Here is a 17,548-nt window from a genome sequence, read left to right on the forward strand (position 1 = left end):
TATCCAGAACAACGCCGGCTTTGATACCGGCGTTTTTTATTCAGGCAGAGTGTATTAAGAACCTATCACACCGCCATCATCTTTAGTGATGATCACTGTGGCTGAGCGGGGTCTGCTGCTACCGTCGTTGGCTGGCCAGTGACTGGTAAACTGGGTGGGGGTTGAACGATCGCCCGGATGCTGCACATTAACAAACATGGTTTTTAAATCCGGGGTAAAAGCTAAACCTGTGACTTCGGCATCCACTGGTCCGACAAAAAAGCGTCTGATAGTGCGACTGACTGGGTCTGCAACCAACATCTGGTTATTACCATAAGGGCCTTCACCTTGTTGTGAACCACTCATGTCGGTTTGGATCCACAGCAAACCGTTGGCGCTAAAACATAAACCATCCGGGCTTGCCATATGGTTATCTGCGGTCAGGGTCAGGTTGGTCCCCGGTGTTGTTGTTCCTACATCACCTGCCAACAAAAAGATATCCCAGTTAAAACTCAGGCCCTGAGTCGCAGCATTTTCTTTCCAGCGAATAATATGACCCGTAGCGTTGCTCGCTCTTGGGTTGGCAGCATCAATCTGCTCAGGTTTGCGGCTGGTGTTATTGGTCAGGGTAAAATAGACCTCTCCCGTTACCGGATGCACTGCACCCCATTCAGGTCTGTCCATTTTAGTGGCTCCGGCAATATCTGCGGCTAATCTGGTATTGATTAACAGGTCGGCCTGACTGTCGAAACTAACGCCAGCTAAAGCCGCTTTCGCCATCAGATCCTGATTATTGATATCCAGTGCCAGCCATTCGCCTGAACCATCGGCATTAAATTTAGCGACATACAAGGTACCGTCATTGAGTAAGTGGCCTCCTGCTGTGGCTTTAAAGTAAGCGGCTTTGGAGACATACTTGTAGATGTACTCAAAGGTGGAATCGTCGCCTGAATAGACAGTGATAGGTTGGCCTTCGACGACAGGCGCAAAGATCACACCCTCATGACCAAAACGACCTAAAGCGGTGCGCTTTTGTGGCACGCTGTCCGGGTTAAAAGGATCTATTTCCACTATCCAGCCAAAGGTATTGGGTTCGTTACGATAATCCTCGCTGGCGTCCGCCCCTAAACTCGATGCATTAAAACGTTGATAGTGGTCAGCGCCTGAATCTGCTGTCTCCCAATAATAACGGCCATTTGTACGACCTACACCATAACGTTGATGTTCACGCGGTTGAGTGGCGTCGGCATTCATAAAATAACCTGCCCAGTTTTCCTCGCAGGTTAAATAGGTGCCCCAGGGGGTAAAACCATTGCCACAGTTATTTAAAGTGCCACGGGTGCGCGTGCCGTCCTGACTATATTTAGTCACGACTTTGGCATCACCACGCACAGGACCAGTGATATCCATAGGCGTAGCACCGGTAATACGACGATTCAGTGGGCTACCCTGAACCAGTTGGAACTGACCTTGCGCATCTTTTTTGATATGAGCCACAGTCACGCCGTGTGCGGCCACTTCTTTACGTACTTCATCTGCCGGACGTGGTAAACCTGTCGGCCCCATAGGATGCAATACATTGGCATCCAGATATTCGTGGTTAAATACCAGCACACCTTCATCGCTGTTTGTATTGCTGCTGCGGGCATCCAAAGGGAAAAAATGCATGCCATCATGATGCGCGCCCACTTGCTGTTCCATGTCCGAACCACTGTTGCTGCCATCAGCCAGATAAGCAGGGTAGCTGCCCAAAAGTGGTGTACCCATAGGTAAAAATGGGCGTGCCGTATAACCCGCTGGAACTGTCACTGTATCTAAACGGTTGGCTGCTATCGCGGTGAAACCTAATAAAACCGGTGCAGGTTCAGGTTTTACTGCTTCAGGGCCCGTCACTGGCTCTGCAGTATCGCTACTGCAAGCTACTAAAGATGTCCCCATAATGGTTGCTATGGCTGCGCCTAATGAACCTTTTAAGAAGCTGCGACGGGACGCCAGAACAGATTGAAAATCAGGGTTATCTGAAAAGTTGGTTTGTGGATCTATACCCGAATTGTCGATCTGGAAATTGTTGTTCTGCATTTTGACTCCGATGTCGGTTGAATTAAAAATCTGCACGCGACATTAGAGCTGTTACTTGTTTCAGTAAGGTTACTATTTGTTGATAAAATAAAGACGACTATTCGACATTTCTGTGACAAAAGCGGACAATCACAGAATGAGGGGCGTCCTCATTCTGTGGGCTGATTTCAGGAGTTTGCGTCGTCAAAAACTCTCACTTTGACCTGACGTTCTGTGTCTTTGATTTTTCTGCAGCGATGCGTTTTTAAGTTAGAACCTAATTGTTTTGCTTCCTGGCGACACGCCATAAACTGAGCACGATAACCGTATTTAGCTCTGTATTGCTCGGTTTGCTCTTCCAGCATTTTTTTATGTTCAGGGCTGAGATTTTTAGTCAGCGACTTGTAATGTTTGATCCAGGTTTGATCTTCCTGTTCTATGGCCAGGCCTAGCCAGGTCAGGCCTTCAGCTATATTTTCCTTGGTGCCCACTCCGGCCAGCATATAGGTACCTACGATGTTCTGGGCTAACTTGTCGCCGTACTTGGCATATTGCAGCAGCACAGGAAAAGCACTTTCATAATCTTTTTGCTGAGCATTTCTTAGCGCCAGCTCCAGCTTGGTGTCGTATTCAAGTTCATTCATCGTCACCACTTTTCCTTCAGCGGCTATGCTTTGAGTCGATAACAGTGACAGGCTTGCCGCAGCTATCATCAGAGTCAGTTTTTTCATCAGGTCCATCCTTCTGGTTCATGTAGTGTTTGGAGCATAAATGAACTCGTCGCAGATTTCCCCCCATCTGTCGTTACAAATTGTAAACATCTATGTCGCTTTTCATTTCAAAGTGACCGCGGTTTTGTCTCGATCCGGCTCGGGTGTGGTGACCGAGCTGCCAAGGTTGGCGGGGGCTGACAGCGCAAGGCAGAGGCTCTGCATTGCGCTCTGGGTTTTAATGATGACTCTTGCTGACGCCTCCCTGGCCATCGGGCAGGCTGATGCGGACATTTTGCATCATGCCCTGGTCTTCATGATCCAGAATATGGCAGTGCAAGACAAAATCGCCGATGTAACGTTGATACTTAGTCCGCACTATGACTTTGTAGGATTTGCCCAGTGCATTCTTCACCCATAAGGTGTCCTTCCATTTGCCTTTCAGGCCCCTGTATTGTGGGTCTGGGAATTTTTTCGTGGTGTCAAAATCATCGACGGCATCATAGGTGCTGACATCTTTGCCATTTGGATCCAATACCGCCACCACCTGAAACGGGTTTACATGAATATGAAACGGATGGCTGGCCAGTTTTGAGGTTAGAATCCATTCGTCGGTGTTGCCTAAAATCAATTCTCTGTCAATACGACCCGGCTGATAAGGTTCACCATCAATTTCAAAGCGGACAGGGCTGGCGCTGGTATCAATATTAAACTCCAGGTACTGCTTATTCGGTGTCTCTGGCAGGTCCTGATGAGGCACAAAGTGACGTAATCTAAGCCCAGCTTGTAAGTCTGAGATCACTGCATTTTGCATGTCCGGACTGATATTCACTTTTGCGCTTTGGATCAGTTGCTGCGCTAGCGTAGATGTCACCGGACCGGCAGCATCAGCCACTTGCACTATACCCAGCAGTTGGGGTTCAGATGGGGTTTGATCGACGTTGGCCGAAGCTGCTGCTGCATCATCTATGACACAATACTGCCCGCCCTCAGGAAACATCATGAGCGTATCCCAGCGGTAACCTGGCTGAAATACACTCACTTCTGTAGTGTCGATTGCAGCGAGAGTTAAGCCATCAGCCGCAATCTGATGCTGCGGCACTATGGCCCCTGTGCAGGCGTTTTGTAATAACTTTTGCTCATCGGCTGCTAAAATCGGGCCTTGCAGCGGCTGACCTTTTAACTGAACAACTTTCAGGTTGATACTGTCGCGTACCCCGGCGTGCACCATACGCCAGCGTTCGATTTGGCCTGCTTTGGCATCGGCAAAAAATGGCTGCACTGCACCGTTGATGCTGGTGTAACGGCCGGATTTACTCCAGCCACCCGGACCAAAGCCTGAGTAATCCAGTATTTCGCCGACATCACCCGGATCGCAGAGATAAGTACCATTGGCATCCATTTTCAGCACAGGCTTTTCACCCGGTTTGGTTGGTTTGGTGTAACAGCCATACTGAATTTGTTGAAACACCATGGTTCGCTCTTTAAAGGTCTGATTGGCCGAACTGGTCAGCAGCAGATCGAGATCTCCGGGCTGATCTTTAGTGGGTTGCCGTGTGCCCTGAATAATTAAAGCGCCAGCCATACCACTGGCCACCTGAATAGCGGTAGAACCATGACGGTGCGGGTGATACCAGAAAGTGCCGGCCGGGTGGTCAGCCGGGATGTTGTATTCATACTGAAAAGACACTGTAGGATTGATAGAAATCAGTACGTTGTCACTATTACCAGCCGGATTGATCCACAAACCATGGGTATGCATATTGGTGCCGTTGAAACAGTGTGGGCTGTTCACTGCTGCAGTATGACTGCTGCAGCTCGGATCGGTGGGTAGTTTGTTCTCTAAAGTCGCTCTGATGGTTTCCCCAGGAAATACCCGCAGCGTCGGCGCAACATAAGGTGCTTTAGGGTCAACATGACTGCCCTGGTAGCTGCGTAAATTGACCGCGTCCCAACGGCCGATAGTGGGATTCCACAACTGGCTGCGGGTAAAAGTAACAGTCCAGTTCAGGCTGGCCTCATCCGGTTGTGGCGCTCCGGCTTGTTGTTGACTTTTGGTCAATGGCGCATGTCGCGTCCTGTTTATCTCCAGCAACGGGGGGTCTTGTAAGGGACGGGGTTGCTCTGCCAGCGTGGCAAAACTGCCTGCAGCGATACAGAGCAGCGGCAGTGGAGACAGATAACGAAAGGTGGTGTCAGACATAGAAACTCCTCAGTTGTACTCATGGCACAACACCCGCAACAGTGCGGGTGTTGTCTGGTCCTTTCCTCATTGAGCCGGGGCTGTTTCCAGTCGGATTTGGCCTACAGTAATACCGCTTTGGCTGGTTTTTTCCGCTACTTCTGTTGTGGTCAAATTGGTTGGCACAAAGTGCACCATCAAGTCAGCGGCAGCAGCATGACCAAGCTGTTGGGCTAAATCAGTGACTTTATAGACCAGATCGCCCATATCTCCCGGTTGATGACCTGCATGTGCATGGTCGGTGACACCAAAGTAGTTCAGAGTCGCGATATACAACCTTTGCTCTGGGTGTTGTTCAGTGCTCAGATAAATTTTATAAGTGGTGGCCGGGGCTCCGACCATTTTCACGTCCTGCAAAATCAGATAGGTATCGCCTGTGGCTTGTGCCAGCAGCTCAACTTTGTCTGAGGCTTTTAGCTGGGCCGGAAGTTGCGGATCCAATGCCACTTTGGTGGTTGTGCCGCGTAAATCCACAGTTTTATTACTGCTGACCGGAGCATGAGTTTTAAATTTGGTCATTTTGGGTCCGGTTTGAGCTTGTGCCAGTGGTTGTGGTGCTGCCTTTGGGATATCGCAGGCGATTTCGTTGCTGTAACGCACTGGAATTTTGCCCGGAGTGAATACATCCGCTATGGTCATGGTTGCCTGATTGCCATTTTCATCAGCAAAGCTGTAACTGGTTTGATACCAGCTATCCGGCATACCAAGGTTCGCTTTAGCCCAGGCCAGATCGATGGTTTTCCCCGCCGCTTTTTTGTTCAGCCAGCACTGCCACAGGCGGTCTATATTGGCATGGTGCATATAAAACACCGGGTCTAAACCTGCGATAGGGACAAATCCCATATTAGGTGTGGCGCAGCCCGTGCCAACGGCGCAGTGCATAGCTCCATGCGGCTGTCCCTGGAGCTGGTTGGAGAAGTGAGTGAAATCTGTAAACGCAAACGCCTGAGCCGCACTTGCACTGTCTGGATCTATGGCGGTTTTATTGTCATTCAGGCCGGGGGTGCGGAACTGATCGTACAGTGAACCTGCTGCGGGTCCTCTGACGAGTTGCGGTAAAGCTAAGCCTTTACCGTCTGGGCTACGCTCCTGAAAATAGTCCCAATAGGGTAAAGAGAACTGTGGATCACCGACATGTTTTCTTAAGGTTTTTTCATAAAAATATAAAAACATCCGGTGCCAGGGTAAAAAGTTCAGGTTGCCATGCTGGCAGGTTCCCCAAACAGTGTCGGTAAAGCCATCCTGAGGCACAGTGGAGTTACTCATATGTTGGTAGTAGGCATCGCAGGTGGCTTTGTCCAGCACTTCTAAACAGCCCGGCATCCGGTAGGCTATATAGGCTTTCAGATTGGTGGCGTTTTTACCCGTACCAAAGAAACCATGGGTATTGGACCAATACGCGAAGCTGGTACGAAAATCGGCTGACATGGGATTCGCCTTGCTGTTGGCTTTCATCCGCTCTATGCCTTGTTGCAGGGCTTTTACTCTGGCGGGATCGGAAGCAAAGTCTTTTACACTAATACGGTAAGAGCCCTCGGCCAACGCTAGGCCACTGCATAGCAGTAAAGACAAAGTGAGCGTCAGTGTTTTTGCAACAGGGAGCGATTTTTTTAACAAAATGGCTGGCATACAAGGATCCTTTTTGTAGTCTGGACAACAGGTTGTAGTTTCTGATTTGGATATTTATTGGAACAAGCTACACAACCATAGTCCCTTTTTTGGATAAATCAACGGCCAGCACATTTATTTTGCGATAGCACAGCCACGTCATCGCAGGATGAACTGCACAACTACACCAAAAGATGGGGGAAGCGAGTCACAGTGCAACAGCGGATTGCAGTGTTGCGACAGACTGTCAGAGCAGCGCTGAAGAATCAGCTCAACTTAACTTAGAAAGATAAGCGGGGACAATTTTTGCTGCAGGGCCGTAATAGCCCTCGGCGAAATCACCCCGGGTCGGTTCCATATTCAGTTCTACGGTATGAGCACCAGACTCTGCCGCTATTTGCACAAAACCAGCAGCCGGATAAACCTGGCCTGAAGTGCCTATGGAGATAAATAAGTCCGCCTGCATCAGCGCATCGACACACTCATCCATCTGATAAGGCATTTCACCAAACCAGACAATGTCGGGCCGCAGTGGTTGTGCAGTTTTGCAGCAGTGGCATAAATCCGCTGCTGTTAAATCTTTTAACCAGCTCTGATTTTTACCTGTCACAGGACATTTTATTTTTTGTAACTGGCCGTGCATTGCAATCACAGACTCCGAGCCTGCTCTTTGATGCAGGTTATCGACATTTTGGCTGATCAGTAAAAAGCGGCCGCCTTTGGCTTTGTGCTGTTGTTCAAACCGAGCCAGAGCCAGATGAGCCGCATTAGGTTTTAATTTGGGGTCTAACAGTTGAGCGCGGCGCTGATTATAAAACTGATGCACCAGAGCAGGATCACGGGCAAAACCTTCTGGAGTCGCCACATCTTCGATGCGATGGTTTTCCCATAGGCCATTGTGATCCCGAAAGGTTTTGATGCCAGATTCAGCCGAGATACCAGCCCCGGTCAGCACTACAATATGGTGAAATCGCATCAATCAGCGCCTTATGTTTATCCTACTCAGAGCTCATATCCTACTGCCAACCGAAGTGAAGAACCAGAGCAGACAGAGCCTCGTTGGCTGGGGCGTTTTTGTATCAGGGGCAGAGAGCTTTGCTCTGAGTGCAGTGAGGAACCATCACTTAGCTGGAAAAATGTATCACTTTTATCATATTGATTGTTTCTTCCGCGCTACTCTGTTATTTTCATCACTATCAGAATAAAAGTTGGCCTATAGTGACAAGGCCTTCAGTTCATTTGGCTGAACGTGTAAAAGCACCCTGTGGTGCTGTTCAATAGGCCAAACAGGAGTGGTATGCCAAGCCGGTCCTTAACCTCGTTAAGTGATTATATTGATCAGTTACTTGAAGCTATTTGTGTGGTGGATGCGCAGGGCCGTTTTGTCTACCTGAGTTCAGGATGTGAGCGGATCTTTGGTTACAAAAGTGAAGAGATGATCGGCCGCCCCATGATTGAACTGGTGCACCCAGAAGACAGGGAGCGCACTTTGCTTGCAGCCAGTGAGATTATGGCTGGGGAGCATAAAATCGATTTTGAAAATCGTTATATCCGCAAAGATGGGCAAATTGCTCATATTCAGTGGTCTGCACGCTGGTCTGAAGATCAAAAAGTGCGGGTGGCAGTTGCCCGTGATATCACCAAGCATAAACAGTTATTACAGCAATTACAGCATATTGCCTTTTATGATCCGCTCACCCAACTTCCCAACAGGGCTTTATTCGAAGACAGGTTGCAGCAGTCGCTGGCACGGGCCAGAAGAGAGTTGAGTCAACTGGCGTTATGTTTTGTTGACCTGGATAAATTTAAAGAAATCAATGATCAGTACGGCCATGCTGCCGGGGATGCCTGCCTCCAGACCGTTGCTCAGCGTTTACTTGGGGCGATTCGTGAAACCGACACAGTGGCGCGATTAGGGGGGGATGAATTTGTCTTAGTCATGGATGCTATAACGGATGAAGTGGCGGTATTTTCTGCTTTGCATCAGTTGTTAGCGAAAATTCAGCAACCCTTTATGTTTAAGCAACAGGCGCTACAGATCTGTGCCAGTATTGGCATTGCTTTATTTCCTGCTGATGGTCAGGACCAGGCCAGCTTGCTAGCTGCAGCAGATATGGCCATGTATAAGGCAAAACAGGCAGGGGGCAACAGGCTTTGTATCGCTACAGAGCTACTGCAGGACGCAGGAAAAAATTACGGATAATTTTGCTCATTCGACTGCTAAACTATTGTTTTTTCGTTAGTTGAGCAACGTATTTTATGTCCTTGTCCCGTCGTATCCATCGCAGCATCGGCTGGTTTTTAATTGTGCCCTTTCTGGTCTGGGCTTTAACTGGTCTGGTGTTCTTTATTAAACCTGGTTATCAGGGTGCCTTTGCTTCCCTGAGCGTGAAAACTTATCCTGTCAGTCAGCCCATTCACATCAAGCCACAGGCGCAGTGGCAGGAAATTAAACTGCTGCAAACTGTGCTGGGGTTGCATTTATTAGTGAAAACCGCTGAAGGTTGGCAGCAACTGAACCCTGCTGATATGAGCGTGCGTGCTGAACCCTCCAATACCGAACTTGAGCTTTTGATCCTCGATGCGATGCCGCAGGATGCAGGGCGTTATGGTAAGCAGCTCCAAGCCACAGCACAAGGTTTTATCACCGAAACCGGAGTGCAGATCCAACTAGACTGGGCCAGTTTAACTTTGTCACAACAAGGCAAAGACACTGAATTAATTAACAATTTATACAAAGCTCATTACCTGCAATGGACAGGGCAAAAGACAGTGGACCAGCTATTGGGTGTAGTTGGATTAATAGCGCTGATGCTAACCACAGTAGTGGGCATGCGTTTGTTGCTGCGACGCCGTTAAGGGACTGGCTCCGGCTTTTCTAAAAGGAGATTAGAAAAAAGTTCCTTCTTTATGAAAATTGTTTGCAAATAAGAATGATTCTCGATAGCATGCGCAGCAGGATCTGCGCCGATGCCGAAAAACTACTTGTTAACACTCTATTTTCATAGAAGGACTTTATTCAATGGCTTTTATCACCGCTAAAAAACATCAGCAGGTGGCCCGTTTTAATACCACTTTGTTAGCTTCAGCTTTCGCTTTGGCGTTACCGGCAACAGCAACTGCTGATCAGCAGGATGCTGCATCAAAAAATGACACTCAACTGGATGCTGTAGTTGTAACCGCTGATGCAGTGGAAGCAAAATACAAAGCTGAAAAAGCCAGTTCAACCAAGCTGACCCAGCCTTTAGTCAACACACCACAAACTCTGGTTGTAGTGAAAAAGGAATTGTTCCAACAGCAGGCAGCAACCACCTTGTCTGACACTTTACGCAACACACCAGGCATTACGATGCTGATGGGTGAAAACGGCAACACAGCCACAGGTGATTCCATTTTTATGCGTGGTTTTGATACCCAGGGCAGCATTTTTGTCGATGGGATCCGTGATTTAGGCACCATCAGCCGCGATACCTTTAATACCGAACAAGTGGAAATCGCCAAAGGCCCCGCCGGTGCTGACAATGGCCGTGGTTCCTCTTCCGGTTATATCAACTTATCCAGTAAACAAGCCACACAAGAAGAATTCACAACAGGCAATCTGACTTTAGGTTCTGGTTCGCACAAAAGAGCCACTGTCGATTTAAACCGTCAGTTGTCTGATACCTCTGCCATTCGGGTGAACCTGTTAAAACAGGATTCAGGCGTGGTCGACCGTGATGAAGTGGAAGACAATAAAACTGGTATAGCCACTTCTTTCGCTTTAGGTTTAGGGACCGCCACCCGTACTTATTTAAATCTGTTTTATGTTGATCAAACTAATCTGCCGGATGGTGGTATTCCCACTGTGGGTCTGGAAGGTTATTACAACGCAGCTTTTGATGCCGACCCAAGTGGCACTTTTCCTAATGGTGGTCCTAACGCTGGTAAAACGCTGGCGCCAGTGGATAGCAGCAATTTTTATGGTTCAAAAAATGACTTTGACGATGTTAAAGCCACTATGGTGACCGCCAAAATTGAACATGACCTGAGTGACAAAACCACTATCCGCAACACTTCACGTTTTGGTCAATCCAGCCAGGATTATGTATTGACAGGGGTCAATGCTATTACGACAACAACAGGTACTGGCGCTGATGCGGTAGCTATTGCCGATCCGGCCAACTGGACTATTGCCCGCAGCCGTCAGGGTAAAGATCAGCAAAACCAGATCTTAACTAACCAGACTCAGTTAAATAGCTCTGTTGAAGTAGCGGGTCTGACCCACGATATCAGCTCTGGGATCGAGTTTATTTATGAAAGTCAGCGTAACAATACTTTAGCTTTACCAACTGGCAGCACCCAGGTGGCGGCTAACTTATATAACCCCAGCACAGACGATATTTTTGTTAATCCGGTTCACACCGGAGCCAGCACTGATGGCAGCACTTTAACTTCGGGTATCTACTTACTTGACACTATTCATTTAAACGAGCAGTGGCAATTCAACGCCAGTGCCCGTTTTGAACACTATAAAACCGAAACCGATATAGTGACTATTCAGGGCACCGCCACACCACAAATAATTCCGGTAGGCACTAAGCTCGGATCTTCAGTGGAAGCCTCAGACAATCTGGCCAGTTACAAGCTGGGTGCTTTGTATAAACCAGCCAGCAACGGCAGTGTATATTTGTCCTATGCCACCAGCCAGTTACCACCAGGTGGTTCTAACTTCACCTTAAGCGAAACTGCAGGCAACATTAACAATCCAAATCTTGATCCACAAAAAGGCACCAACTTAGAGTTAGGTACCAAATGGGATCTGCTGAATGAAAAACTGGCACTGACAGCTGCGGTGTTTAAAAGCACCAACGAAAATGAAATTGCCACAGACCCGGACGGCACTGCAGTGCAAGTGGGAGAGCGCGAAGTGCAGGGCGTCGAGTTAGGTCTGGTCGGAGCTATCACCTCTGCCTGGCAGATTAGTGCTGGTGCGGCTTACATGGACTCAGAAATCACCAGAGGCAATCGCTCTGGCACTAACCTGACAGATGGTGGGGTGATCCAGTGGACTCCGGAAGTCACCTTCACCTTGTGGAATAGCTATGAATTGCCGGTGGGGCTGACTTTAGGTGGCGGTGTGCGTTATGTCGATACGGTGTCCCGTTCCAGCAGCACTATCTTAAATCTGGCCAAAACCTCAGTGGTGGAAGTGCCGGAATACTGGGTGGTGGATGCTATGGCTTCATATCCTGTCACTCCTTATGTTGATGTGCAGCTAAACGTCTATAACCTGCTGGATGAAGACTATATGTCGGCTCTGAACAACGGTGGTTCAAGGTATTACCTGGGCACACCCCGTTCGTTCCGTTTGGGTGTGAATGTTCAATTCTGAGGTTCTGACTGCTACAAGGCCTCAGCAATGAGGCCTTTGATACAGGATTTTTTATGTTAATCCATGTTCCGGAAGTTTTAACTAAGGCCCAGGTGGCACACTTCAGGCAGTTGCTGGACGCTGCCGACTGGACTGATGGCCGGGCGACCGTGGGGCCACAAGGTGCTTTGGTAAAACAAAACAAGCAGTTACCCATTGAATCCCCACTGGCGAAACAGTTGGGTGCTGTCATTTTACAAGCCTTGTATCAGCATCCGCTTTTTATGGCCGCTGCTATTCCGCTGCGCACAGTTCCACCTTTATTTAACAGCTATCAGGGCGGCGAACATTATGGTTTGCATGTGGATGGTGCTATCCGTGGTTTACCTGGTTCTGGTTTGAGTTTAAGAACCGATTTGTCTTCGACCTTATTTTTATCTGAGCCTGAGGACTATCAAGGCGGCGAGCTACAAATCATGGATACCTTTGGTTTGCATGAAATAAAACTGCCTGCCGGAGATTTGATTTTATACCCGTCCAGCAGTTTGCATCAGGTCTTGCCTGTGACCAGTGGCGAGCGGGTCTGCAGCTTTTTCTGGACCCAGAGTATGGTGCGTAACGATCAGCAGCGTTCTATGTTATTTGAACTGGATCAAACCATACAACAGCTACGCTCACAGCATGGCGACACGGCAGAAGTGCTGGCGCTGACCGGGCATTACCATAACTTAGTGCGTTTATGGGCTGAGCTGTGAACCGATCTGCCCCGCTGTTTGTGCTGGTACTGATGCTGCATTTAAGTTTAATTGCGGCTGTGGTCAGTCAGACCAGTGAACCTCAAGCCAAAGCGGTCGAAAAAGCTATTGAAGGGGTCATTATTCCGGTTCCGGTCGCCCCTCAGCCAGAAAAACCTAAACCAAAAGCTGTTCAGCCTGACGTGGTGAAAAAGCCAAAGCCTAAACCGCAGACACAAAAAGCTGAAGCCAAAAAAGCCGTGGCTAAGCCAGAACCCGCTCCGGTAAAACTTGCTCCCGTGGCAGAAGAATCTCCTAAAGCCGTCAGTGCACCAGAAGCTGTCGCCGAAACCGCAAAAACCAAAGCCGCAGCCAAAGCTGTAGAGCCAGAACCTGCGGCAACTCCGCCTGTGGCCTCAGCCAATAAAGCTCTGAATAAAGCGCCTTTGTATCCGATGTTATCGCGCCGGTTAAAAGAGCAGGGCACAGTGTATGTAGAAGTGCTGGTGTTAAAAAACGGCAAAGTAGGGCAGTTAAAACTAAAACAAAGTTCGGGTTTTGCCCGGCTGGATCAAGCGGCCCTGAATGCTGTGCGCGGCTGGACCTATCAGCCTGCGCTCAAGCTTGGCCAGCCGATAGATTTCTGGTTTGTGCAGCCTGTGGTTTTTAATTTAAATTCAATTCATTAGCGAGTAAATCATGCAAGAAAATCCCTATGGTATTGCCGCCCTCTGGGCACAAGGTGACTTTGTGATCAAAGCGGTGGCCCTGATGCTGCTGTTGATGTCTGTCGCGAGCTGGTCTGTGATCCTGATCCGTGCTGTCAGTTTGTGGCGTTTAAAACGGATCAGCAGAGCCAGTAATGATTTCTGGCATGCCCACAGTTTTACTGAAGGGTTGCGGATTTTAAGTTCGGCCGATTCAGCTAGCGGGCCTATGAATCCGTTCCGTTATATGGCCGATGAAGGTCAGGCGGCTTTGGATCATCACCAAAGTCACCAGCAGGATTTACACGGCAATTTACCTTTAGCTGAGTGGCTGACCTCTTGTTTACGGGGGGCTATAGATGAAAGTGCGGAGCAGATGCAAAAGGGCCTGGCTGTTCTGGCCTCTGTTGGCTCCACCGCGCCTTTTGTTGGCTTATTTGGCACCGTCTGGGGCATTTATCACGCATTGGTGGGGATAGGCGTCTCAGGGCAAGCAAGTATCGACAAAGTGGCAGGTCCTGTTGGCGAAGCCCTGATCATGACAGCTTTTGGTTTGGCTGTGGCTATTCCGGCCGTGCTTGGTTACAACGCTTTGCAACGGGGCAATAAAAATGTTTTGAACAAGATGCACCGTTTTGCGCATCAGTTGCACGCCTATTTTTTGACCGGTGCTGCGCCGAAAAGCAGCAAAGTGGTCGTGCCTTTGAAGGAGGCAAAATAAATGGCTTTTGGTGGCGGACTCGATTCAGACAATGAAGTAATGAGCGAAATTAACATGACACCGCTGGTCGATGTGATGCTGGTGCTGCTGATTATTTTTATTATCACAGTGCCGGTGCTGACGCATAGTGTGAAGGTGGATTTACCCCGGGTCAGCAATGAAAAGCAGGACATTAAGCCGCAAACTATCACTTTGACAGTCAAAGCCGATGGTGCTGTATTTTGGGATGATCTGGCTATTGACGCTACTGCACTTGAGCTCAAACTGGCTGGACAGGCACAAAAACAGCCACAGCCTGAAGTGCATATCCGTGGTGACAAAGCAGCGCCTTATCAGCATGTATTAAAAACTATGGCGGCTGTGCAGCAAGCCGGTTTGCTGAAATTAGGCTTTATCAGCGAGCCTGCCGCTTAGGCCGTTTAGATAGTGTTGTTCGTTTTTTTGCATCAGCTTTATCGATAAATTTAAATTGCGTGCAATTTAATTGTTGGGCATTATGTTTGCACTTTCAGTTTATTACTGCAGCCCCATTAGCAGAGCGCAACAGAGGAACTCTTTATGTCAAACCCAATTTTTGATTTAGCAGTGACCAACATTAAAGGCCAGCAAGTGGATTTAAAAGACTATCAGGGCAAAGTGCTGTTGATTGTCAACACTGCCAGCAAATGTGGTTTTACGCCGCAATACAAAGGTTTAGAAGAGCTGTACCAGAAATACAAAGATCAGGGCCTGGAGATTTTAGGTTTTCCCTGCAACCAGTTTGGTAAGCAGGAGCAGGGCAATGAAAGCGAAATCAGCGAGTTTTGCGAACTGAACTATGGGGTGTCTTTCCCGATGTTTGCCAAAGTTGATGTCAATGGCCCGGACGCGTCACCATTATTTAAAAGCCTGAAACAACAAAAACCAGGTTTATTAGGCTCAGAATCTATTAAATGGAACTTCACAAAGTTTCTGGTTGGACGCGACGGTAAAGTGATTTTACGTGCAGCGCCACTGACCAAACCTGAAGCTTTAGAAGCTGAAATCCAACAGGCTTTAGCGGCAAAATAAGTGCTGTGGATGAACGTAAAATTGTGGGGCGACCTCTATGGTCGCCCGTTTTCGCACACAAACCCATTTAGCGTTCAAAAAAAACGCCAGCAGATATAGAGTCGGCAGGCGCAAAGTACACAAGGCTGGGATCGGTTGCGCAAAGACCTGTCTTTTTTGCAACCTGTTCGTCGTACTGTGAGAACAAAACCGAGTGTGCGCTTGTTCTGTTGCCTGCGTCTTGATTTAAAACAATAAAAAGCTTTGCTACCGCTGTTTTGAATTGCATCGCCTGTGCTTGTTAAAGAAATAGCGGGCAAAAGCCAGCTGTATTTTTTTTCGCAGTGAAAAATACGGTAACCACCAGCATTGGCTGACAAGAACTCTGAATTGCCGCGCCAGTTGGGATGGGAAGTTGTGTTGGTTTTTATTGTCCAGTTGCAACTTATAAAGCAGATAAGCTAAATGCAATAACAGGAGCTGACGCCACTTAGGATGCAAAGCAGGATAAGCCTGATGTTGCTGTAACTTTGCAAAAAAGTTTTGCAACTGCTGCTGATGCTCAGCTTTAACGTTAAAAGATGCGCTGGCCTGATGTTCGCGGTAGCCATACAGAGGCAAGCGCAGATGATACAAACGCTCTGCCGCCATATATAAAGCCGGCATCGCCATCACATCTTCACAGAAGCCGATACCCTCTGGAAACTGAAAATCCATCGCGATTTCTTTGCGATAAAGCCTCAACCAGGGAAACCATTGATTCAACTGAAATACCTCTGTAACAGCTTTGTTTTTAGTCAGCCAGCCTGCACTGCGATGCAGGTAACGGGCTTTGGCCTGTGTTAAAGCCTTTGCATCGGTAAATCGTTTATACCCCAGTTCAATCAGATCCGGCTGATGCCGTTGAATAACGTCCAGTAAAGCTTGTATATAACCAGGTAGCAGTAAGTCGTCCGCGTCAATAAAACCAATATAATCCCCAATGGCATGTCGGATACCGTTGTTTCTGGCTGCGCTGACCCCGGCGTTTTGCTGGCAAAGCAGCAGGTAAGCGTCAGGCCGTGCAGAGGCAGCTATATGCTGTGTTGCCAGTTCAAGGCTGCCGTCAGACGCCCCGTCACATACCAGAATAACTTGCACTTGCTCTGTAAGCTGTGTTTCGATGGATACCAGTAACTGGCGAAAATAAGCTGCAACATTGTAAAAAGGCACCACAAGTGAGAGCAACATACCAGATTGCATAAAACGGAAGACCGATAGAGCTGAATAAAATTGACCTGCAGTGTAGCAGCGTCGATACATTATTCGGCAGTAGTTTTACATCCAATGACAAAAAGTCTGGTGGGAATCATTGTGTTGCCTTTTCTGTATCAATAAAGCCTTCATTTTCCTTGTTTCCGGCTTGCTTTCATTCAGGAATTTCTCAACACTGACGCCAGTTGTTTTTGTTGTTCAGGTTGTTATCAAAGGTTATGAAAAGTCTGGCCCATTCTGCCTCCGATTATCCCGCTAAGGGGATCCTCTGTATGTTGCTCGCCGTAGGCATGTTTTGCGCTATGGACGCCTGCATGAAACAACTGACGCAGCATTATGGCCCTATGCAAATTACCAGTTTACGGGCTTTATTCGCCTGGCCTTTAATAGTGGTTTGGTTGATCAGTACCAACAGAGTGCAGCATTTGCTCAATTCTCGCTGGTCTTTGCATTTGCTGCGTGCTGTGCTTGGCATCATCATGTTGTCCGCTTTTGTCTATGCCATTCAAAGCCTGTCGCTGGCCGACGCTTACGCTATCTTTTTTGCTGCGCCCCTGCTGATCACCGCTATGTCGGTCTGGTTTTTAGGTGAACATGTACAGCCGCGCCAGTGGGTGGCTATAGGGATTGGTATGCTGGCGGTTATTTTTATGCTCAAACCTGAAGGCGATCAACTGCTGAGTTTAGGTGCGCTGGCGGCTTTGGTGTCGGCGCTTTGTTATGCCATATCTGCTATTACGGTTCGGGTGTTATCCCGCACCGACAACAGCGGCAATATGGTGTTTTGGCTGATGACCATGATAGGGCTGGGCGCCGGTGCTTTGGCTTATCCGGATTGGGTGGCTTTGTCGTCCGATCATCTGTGGTTATTTGCACTGATGGGATTAAGTGGTGCCATAGGTCAGGTGTTTATTACCGAAGCCTTTCGTTTGGCTCCGGCTTCTGTGATTGCGCCTTTTGAGTACACGGCGCTGGTCTGGGGTTTAGGTTTTGATATTTTGTTGTGGCAGTTGTATCCGGATTTGTCTTTGTTGCTTGGCGCCGGGGTGATTATGGCCAGTGGCCTTTACTTATGGGCGCAGGAAAGGCGCTGGTAAAAGCAGTACCGTCAGTTGTCATACCTATGTCATTCTGGCAGCTTAGGATAAGATTTTTG

15 protein-coding genes are annotated in these 17,548 nt (G+C 48.3%); 9 read left to right on the forward strand and 6 right to left on the reverse strand.

Annotated features, from left to right (window positions below):
* Window positions 1-54 precede the first annotated feature (54 nt).
* The 5 genes from SD53_RS01805 to cobB all read right to left on the reverse strand — a co-directional run bounded on the left by SD53_RS01805 (window position 55) and on the right by cobB (window position 7,573).
* Window positions 55-2,058: a PhoX family protein gene (locus tag SD53_RS01805; RefSeq protein ID WP_046518500.1), complete on the reverse strand. Its 2,004-nt coding sequence runs from the start codon at window positions 2,056-2,058 to the stop codon at window positions 55-57.
* Between the two features lie 167 nt (window positions 2,059-2,225).
* Entirely contained in the window at window positions 2,226-2,768 is a 543-nt protein-coding gene (locus SD53_RS01810; protein WP_046518501.1) for an SEL1-like repeat protein, read from the reverse strand.
* A gap of 217 nt (window positions 2,769-2,985) precedes the next feature.
* Window positions 2,986-4,950 (reverse strand): multicopper oxidase family protein, encoded by a 1,965-nt coding sequence (locus tag SD53_RS01815; RefSeq protein ID WP_046518502.1) that lies wholly within the window; start codon window positions 4,948-4,950, stop codon window positions 2,986-2,988.
* 66 nt (window positions 4,951-5,016) lie between these two features.
* The gene (locus SD53_RS01820) at window positions 5,017-6,618 is read right to left on the reverse strand and encodes a tyrosinase family protein (protein WP_082101749.1); all 1,602 of its coding nucleotides are present in this window, start codon (window positions 6,616-6,618) and stop codon (window positions 5,017-5,019) included.
* A 250-nt stretch (window positions 6,619-6,868) separates the two neighbouring features.
* A complete protein-coding gene (gene cobB / locus SD53_RS01825; RefSeq protein WP_046518503.1) occupies window positions 6,869-7,573 on the reverse strand; it encodes a Sir2 family NAD+-dependent deacetylase in 705 nt (234 codons plus the stop codon).
* 321 nt (window positions 7,574-7,894) lie between these two features.
* Between cobB and SD53_RS01830 the strand changes: the two genes are divergently transcribed.
* The 8 genes from SD53_RS01830 to SD53_RS01865 all read left to right on the forward strand — a co-directional run bounded on the left by SD53_RS01830 (window position 7,895) and on the right by SD53_RS01865 (window position 15,159).
* Entirely contained in the window at window positions 7,895-8,800 is a 906-nt protein-coding gene (locus tag SD53_RS01830) for a diguanylate cyclase domain-containing protein (RefSeq protein WP_046518504.1), read from the forward strand.
* A gap of 56 nt (window positions 8,801-8,856) precedes the next feature.
* A complete protein-coding gene (locus SD53_RS01835) occupies window positions 8,857-9,456 on the forward strand; it encodes a PepSY domain-containing protein (RefSeq protein ID WP_046518505.1) in 600 nt (199 codons plus the stop codon).
* A 163-nt stretch (window positions 9,457-9,619) separates the two neighbouring features.
* On the forward strand, window positions 9,620-11,968 hold the full coding sequence (locus SD53_RS01840; RefSeq protein ID WP_046518506.1) for a catecholate siderophore receptor Fiu: 2,349 nt from the start codon (window positions 9,620-9,622) through the stop codon (window positions 11,966-11,968).
* Window positions 11,969-12,021: 53 nt separating this feature from the next.
* Complete coding sequence (locus SD53_RS01845; RefSeq protein ID WP_046518507.1) at window positions 12,022-12,702, forward strand: Fe2+-dependent dioxygenase; 681 nt, start codon at window positions 12,022-12,024, stop codon at window positions 12,700-12,702.
* Entirely contained in the window at window positions 12,699-13,370 is a 672-nt protein-coding gene (locus SD53_RS01850) for an energy transducer TonB (RefSeq protein ID WP_052749213.1), read from the forward strand. The genes SD53_RS01845 and SD53_RS01850 overlap by 4 nt, the downstream gene beginning before the upstream one ends.
* A gap of 10 nt (window positions 13,371-13,380) precedes the next feature.
* The gene (locus SD53_RS01855; protein WP_046518508.1) at window positions 13,381-14,109 is read left to right on the forward strand and encodes a MotA/TolQ/ExbB proton channel family protein; all 729 of its coding nucleotides are present in this window, start codon (window positions 13,381-13,383) and stop codon (window positions 14,107-14,109) included.
* Window positions 14,110-14,523, forward strand: a complete 414-nt coding sequence (locus tag SD53_RS01860) for an ExbD/TolR family protein (RefSeq protein WP_046518509.1) — start codon at window positions 14,110-14,112, stop codon at window positions 14,521-14,523.
* Window positions 14,524-14,667: 144 nt separating this feature from the next.
* Entirely contained in the window at window positions 14,668-15,159 is a 492-nt protein-coding gene (locus SD53_RS01865; RefSeq protein ID WP_046518510.1) for a glutathione peroxidase, read from the forward strand.
* Between the two features lie 246 nt (window positions 15,160-15,405).
* Here SD53_RS01865 and SD53_RS01875 read toward each other — a convergent pair whose 3' ends face one another.
* Window positions 15,406-16,368, reverse strand: coding sequence for a glycosyltransferase family 2 protein (locus SD53_RS01875; protein ID WP_241481735.1), 963 nt, complete (start codon window positions 16,366-16,368; stop codon window positions 15,406-15,408).
* Between the two features lie 242 nt (window positions 16,369-16,610).
* On the opposite strand from SD53_RS01875, the gene SD53_RS01880 reads away from it, so the two are divergent.
* On the forward strand, window positions 16,611-17,489 hold the full coding sequence (locus SD53_RS01880; protein WP_046518513.1) for a DMT family transporter: 879 nt from the start codon (window positions 16,611-16,613) through the stop codon (window positions 17,487-17,489).
* Window positions 17,490-17,548: the final 59 nt, after the last annotated feature.

It is taken from the genome of Rheinheimera mesophila (genome assembly GCF_000986865.1).
Taxonomy (GTDB): Bacteria; Pseudomonadota; Gammaproteobacteria; order Enterobacterales; family Alteromonadaceae; genus Pararheinheimera; species Pararheinheimera mesophila.

Bases quoted from the DNA above. Each gene is read 5' to 3' on its own strand.
- SD53_RS01810 (WP_046518501.1), bottom strand. From the start codon at position 2,768: ATGAAAAAACTGACTCTGATGATAGCTGCGGCAAGCCTGTCACTGTTA.
- SD53_RS01865 (WP_046518510.1), top strand. From the start codon at position 14,668: ATGTCAAACCCAATTTTTGATTTAGCAGTGACCAACATTAAAGGCCAG.
- SD53_RS01835 (WP_046518505.1), top strand. From the start codon at position 8,857: ATGTCCTTGTCCCGTCGTATCCATCGCAGCATCGGCTGGTTTTTAATT.
- SD53_RS01840 (WP_046518506.1), top strand. From the start codon at position 9,620: ATGGCTTTTATCACCGCTAAAAAACATCAGCAGGTGGCCCGTTTTAAT.
- cobB (WP_046518503.1), bottom strand. From the start codon at position 7,573: ATGCGATTTCACCATATTGTAGTGCTGACCGGGGCTGGTATCTCGGCT.
- SD53_RS01805 (WP_046518500.1), bottom strand. From the start codon at position 2,058: ATGCAGAACAACAATTTCCAGATCGACAATTCGGGTATAGATCCACAA.
- SD53_RS01880 (WP_046518513.1), top strand. From the start codon at position 16,611: ATGAAAAGTCTGGCCCATTCTGCCTCCGATTATCCCGCTAAGGGGATC.
- SD53_RS01860 (WP_046518509.1), top strand. From the start codon at position 14,110: ATGGCTTTTGGTGGCGGACTCGATTCAGACAATGAAGTAATGAGCGAA.
- SD53_RS01815 (WP_046518502.1), bottom strand. From the start codon at position 4,950: ATGTCTGACACCACCTTTCGTTATCTGTCTCCACTGCCGCTGCTCTGT.
- SD53_RS01820 (WP_082101749.1), bottom strand. From the start codon at position 6,618: ATGCCAGCCATTTTGTTAAAAAAATCGCTCCCTGTTGCAAAAACACTG.
- SD53_RS01875 (WP_241481735.1), bottom strand. From the start codon at position 16,368: ATGTTGCTCTCACTTGTGGTGCCTTTTTACAATGTTGCAGCTTATTTT.
- SD53_RS01830 (WP_046518504.1), top strand. From the start codon at position 7,895: ATGCCAAGCCGGTCCTTAACCTCGTTAAGTGATTATATTGATCAGTTA.
- SD53_RS01845 (WP_046518507.1), top strand. From the start codon at position 12,022: ATGTTAATCCATGTTCCGGAAGTTTTAACTAAGGCCCAGGTGGCACAC.
- SD53_RS01855 (WP_046518508.1), top strand. From the start codon at position 13,381: ATGCAAGAAAATCCCTATGGTATTGCCGCCCTCTGGGCACAAGGTGAC.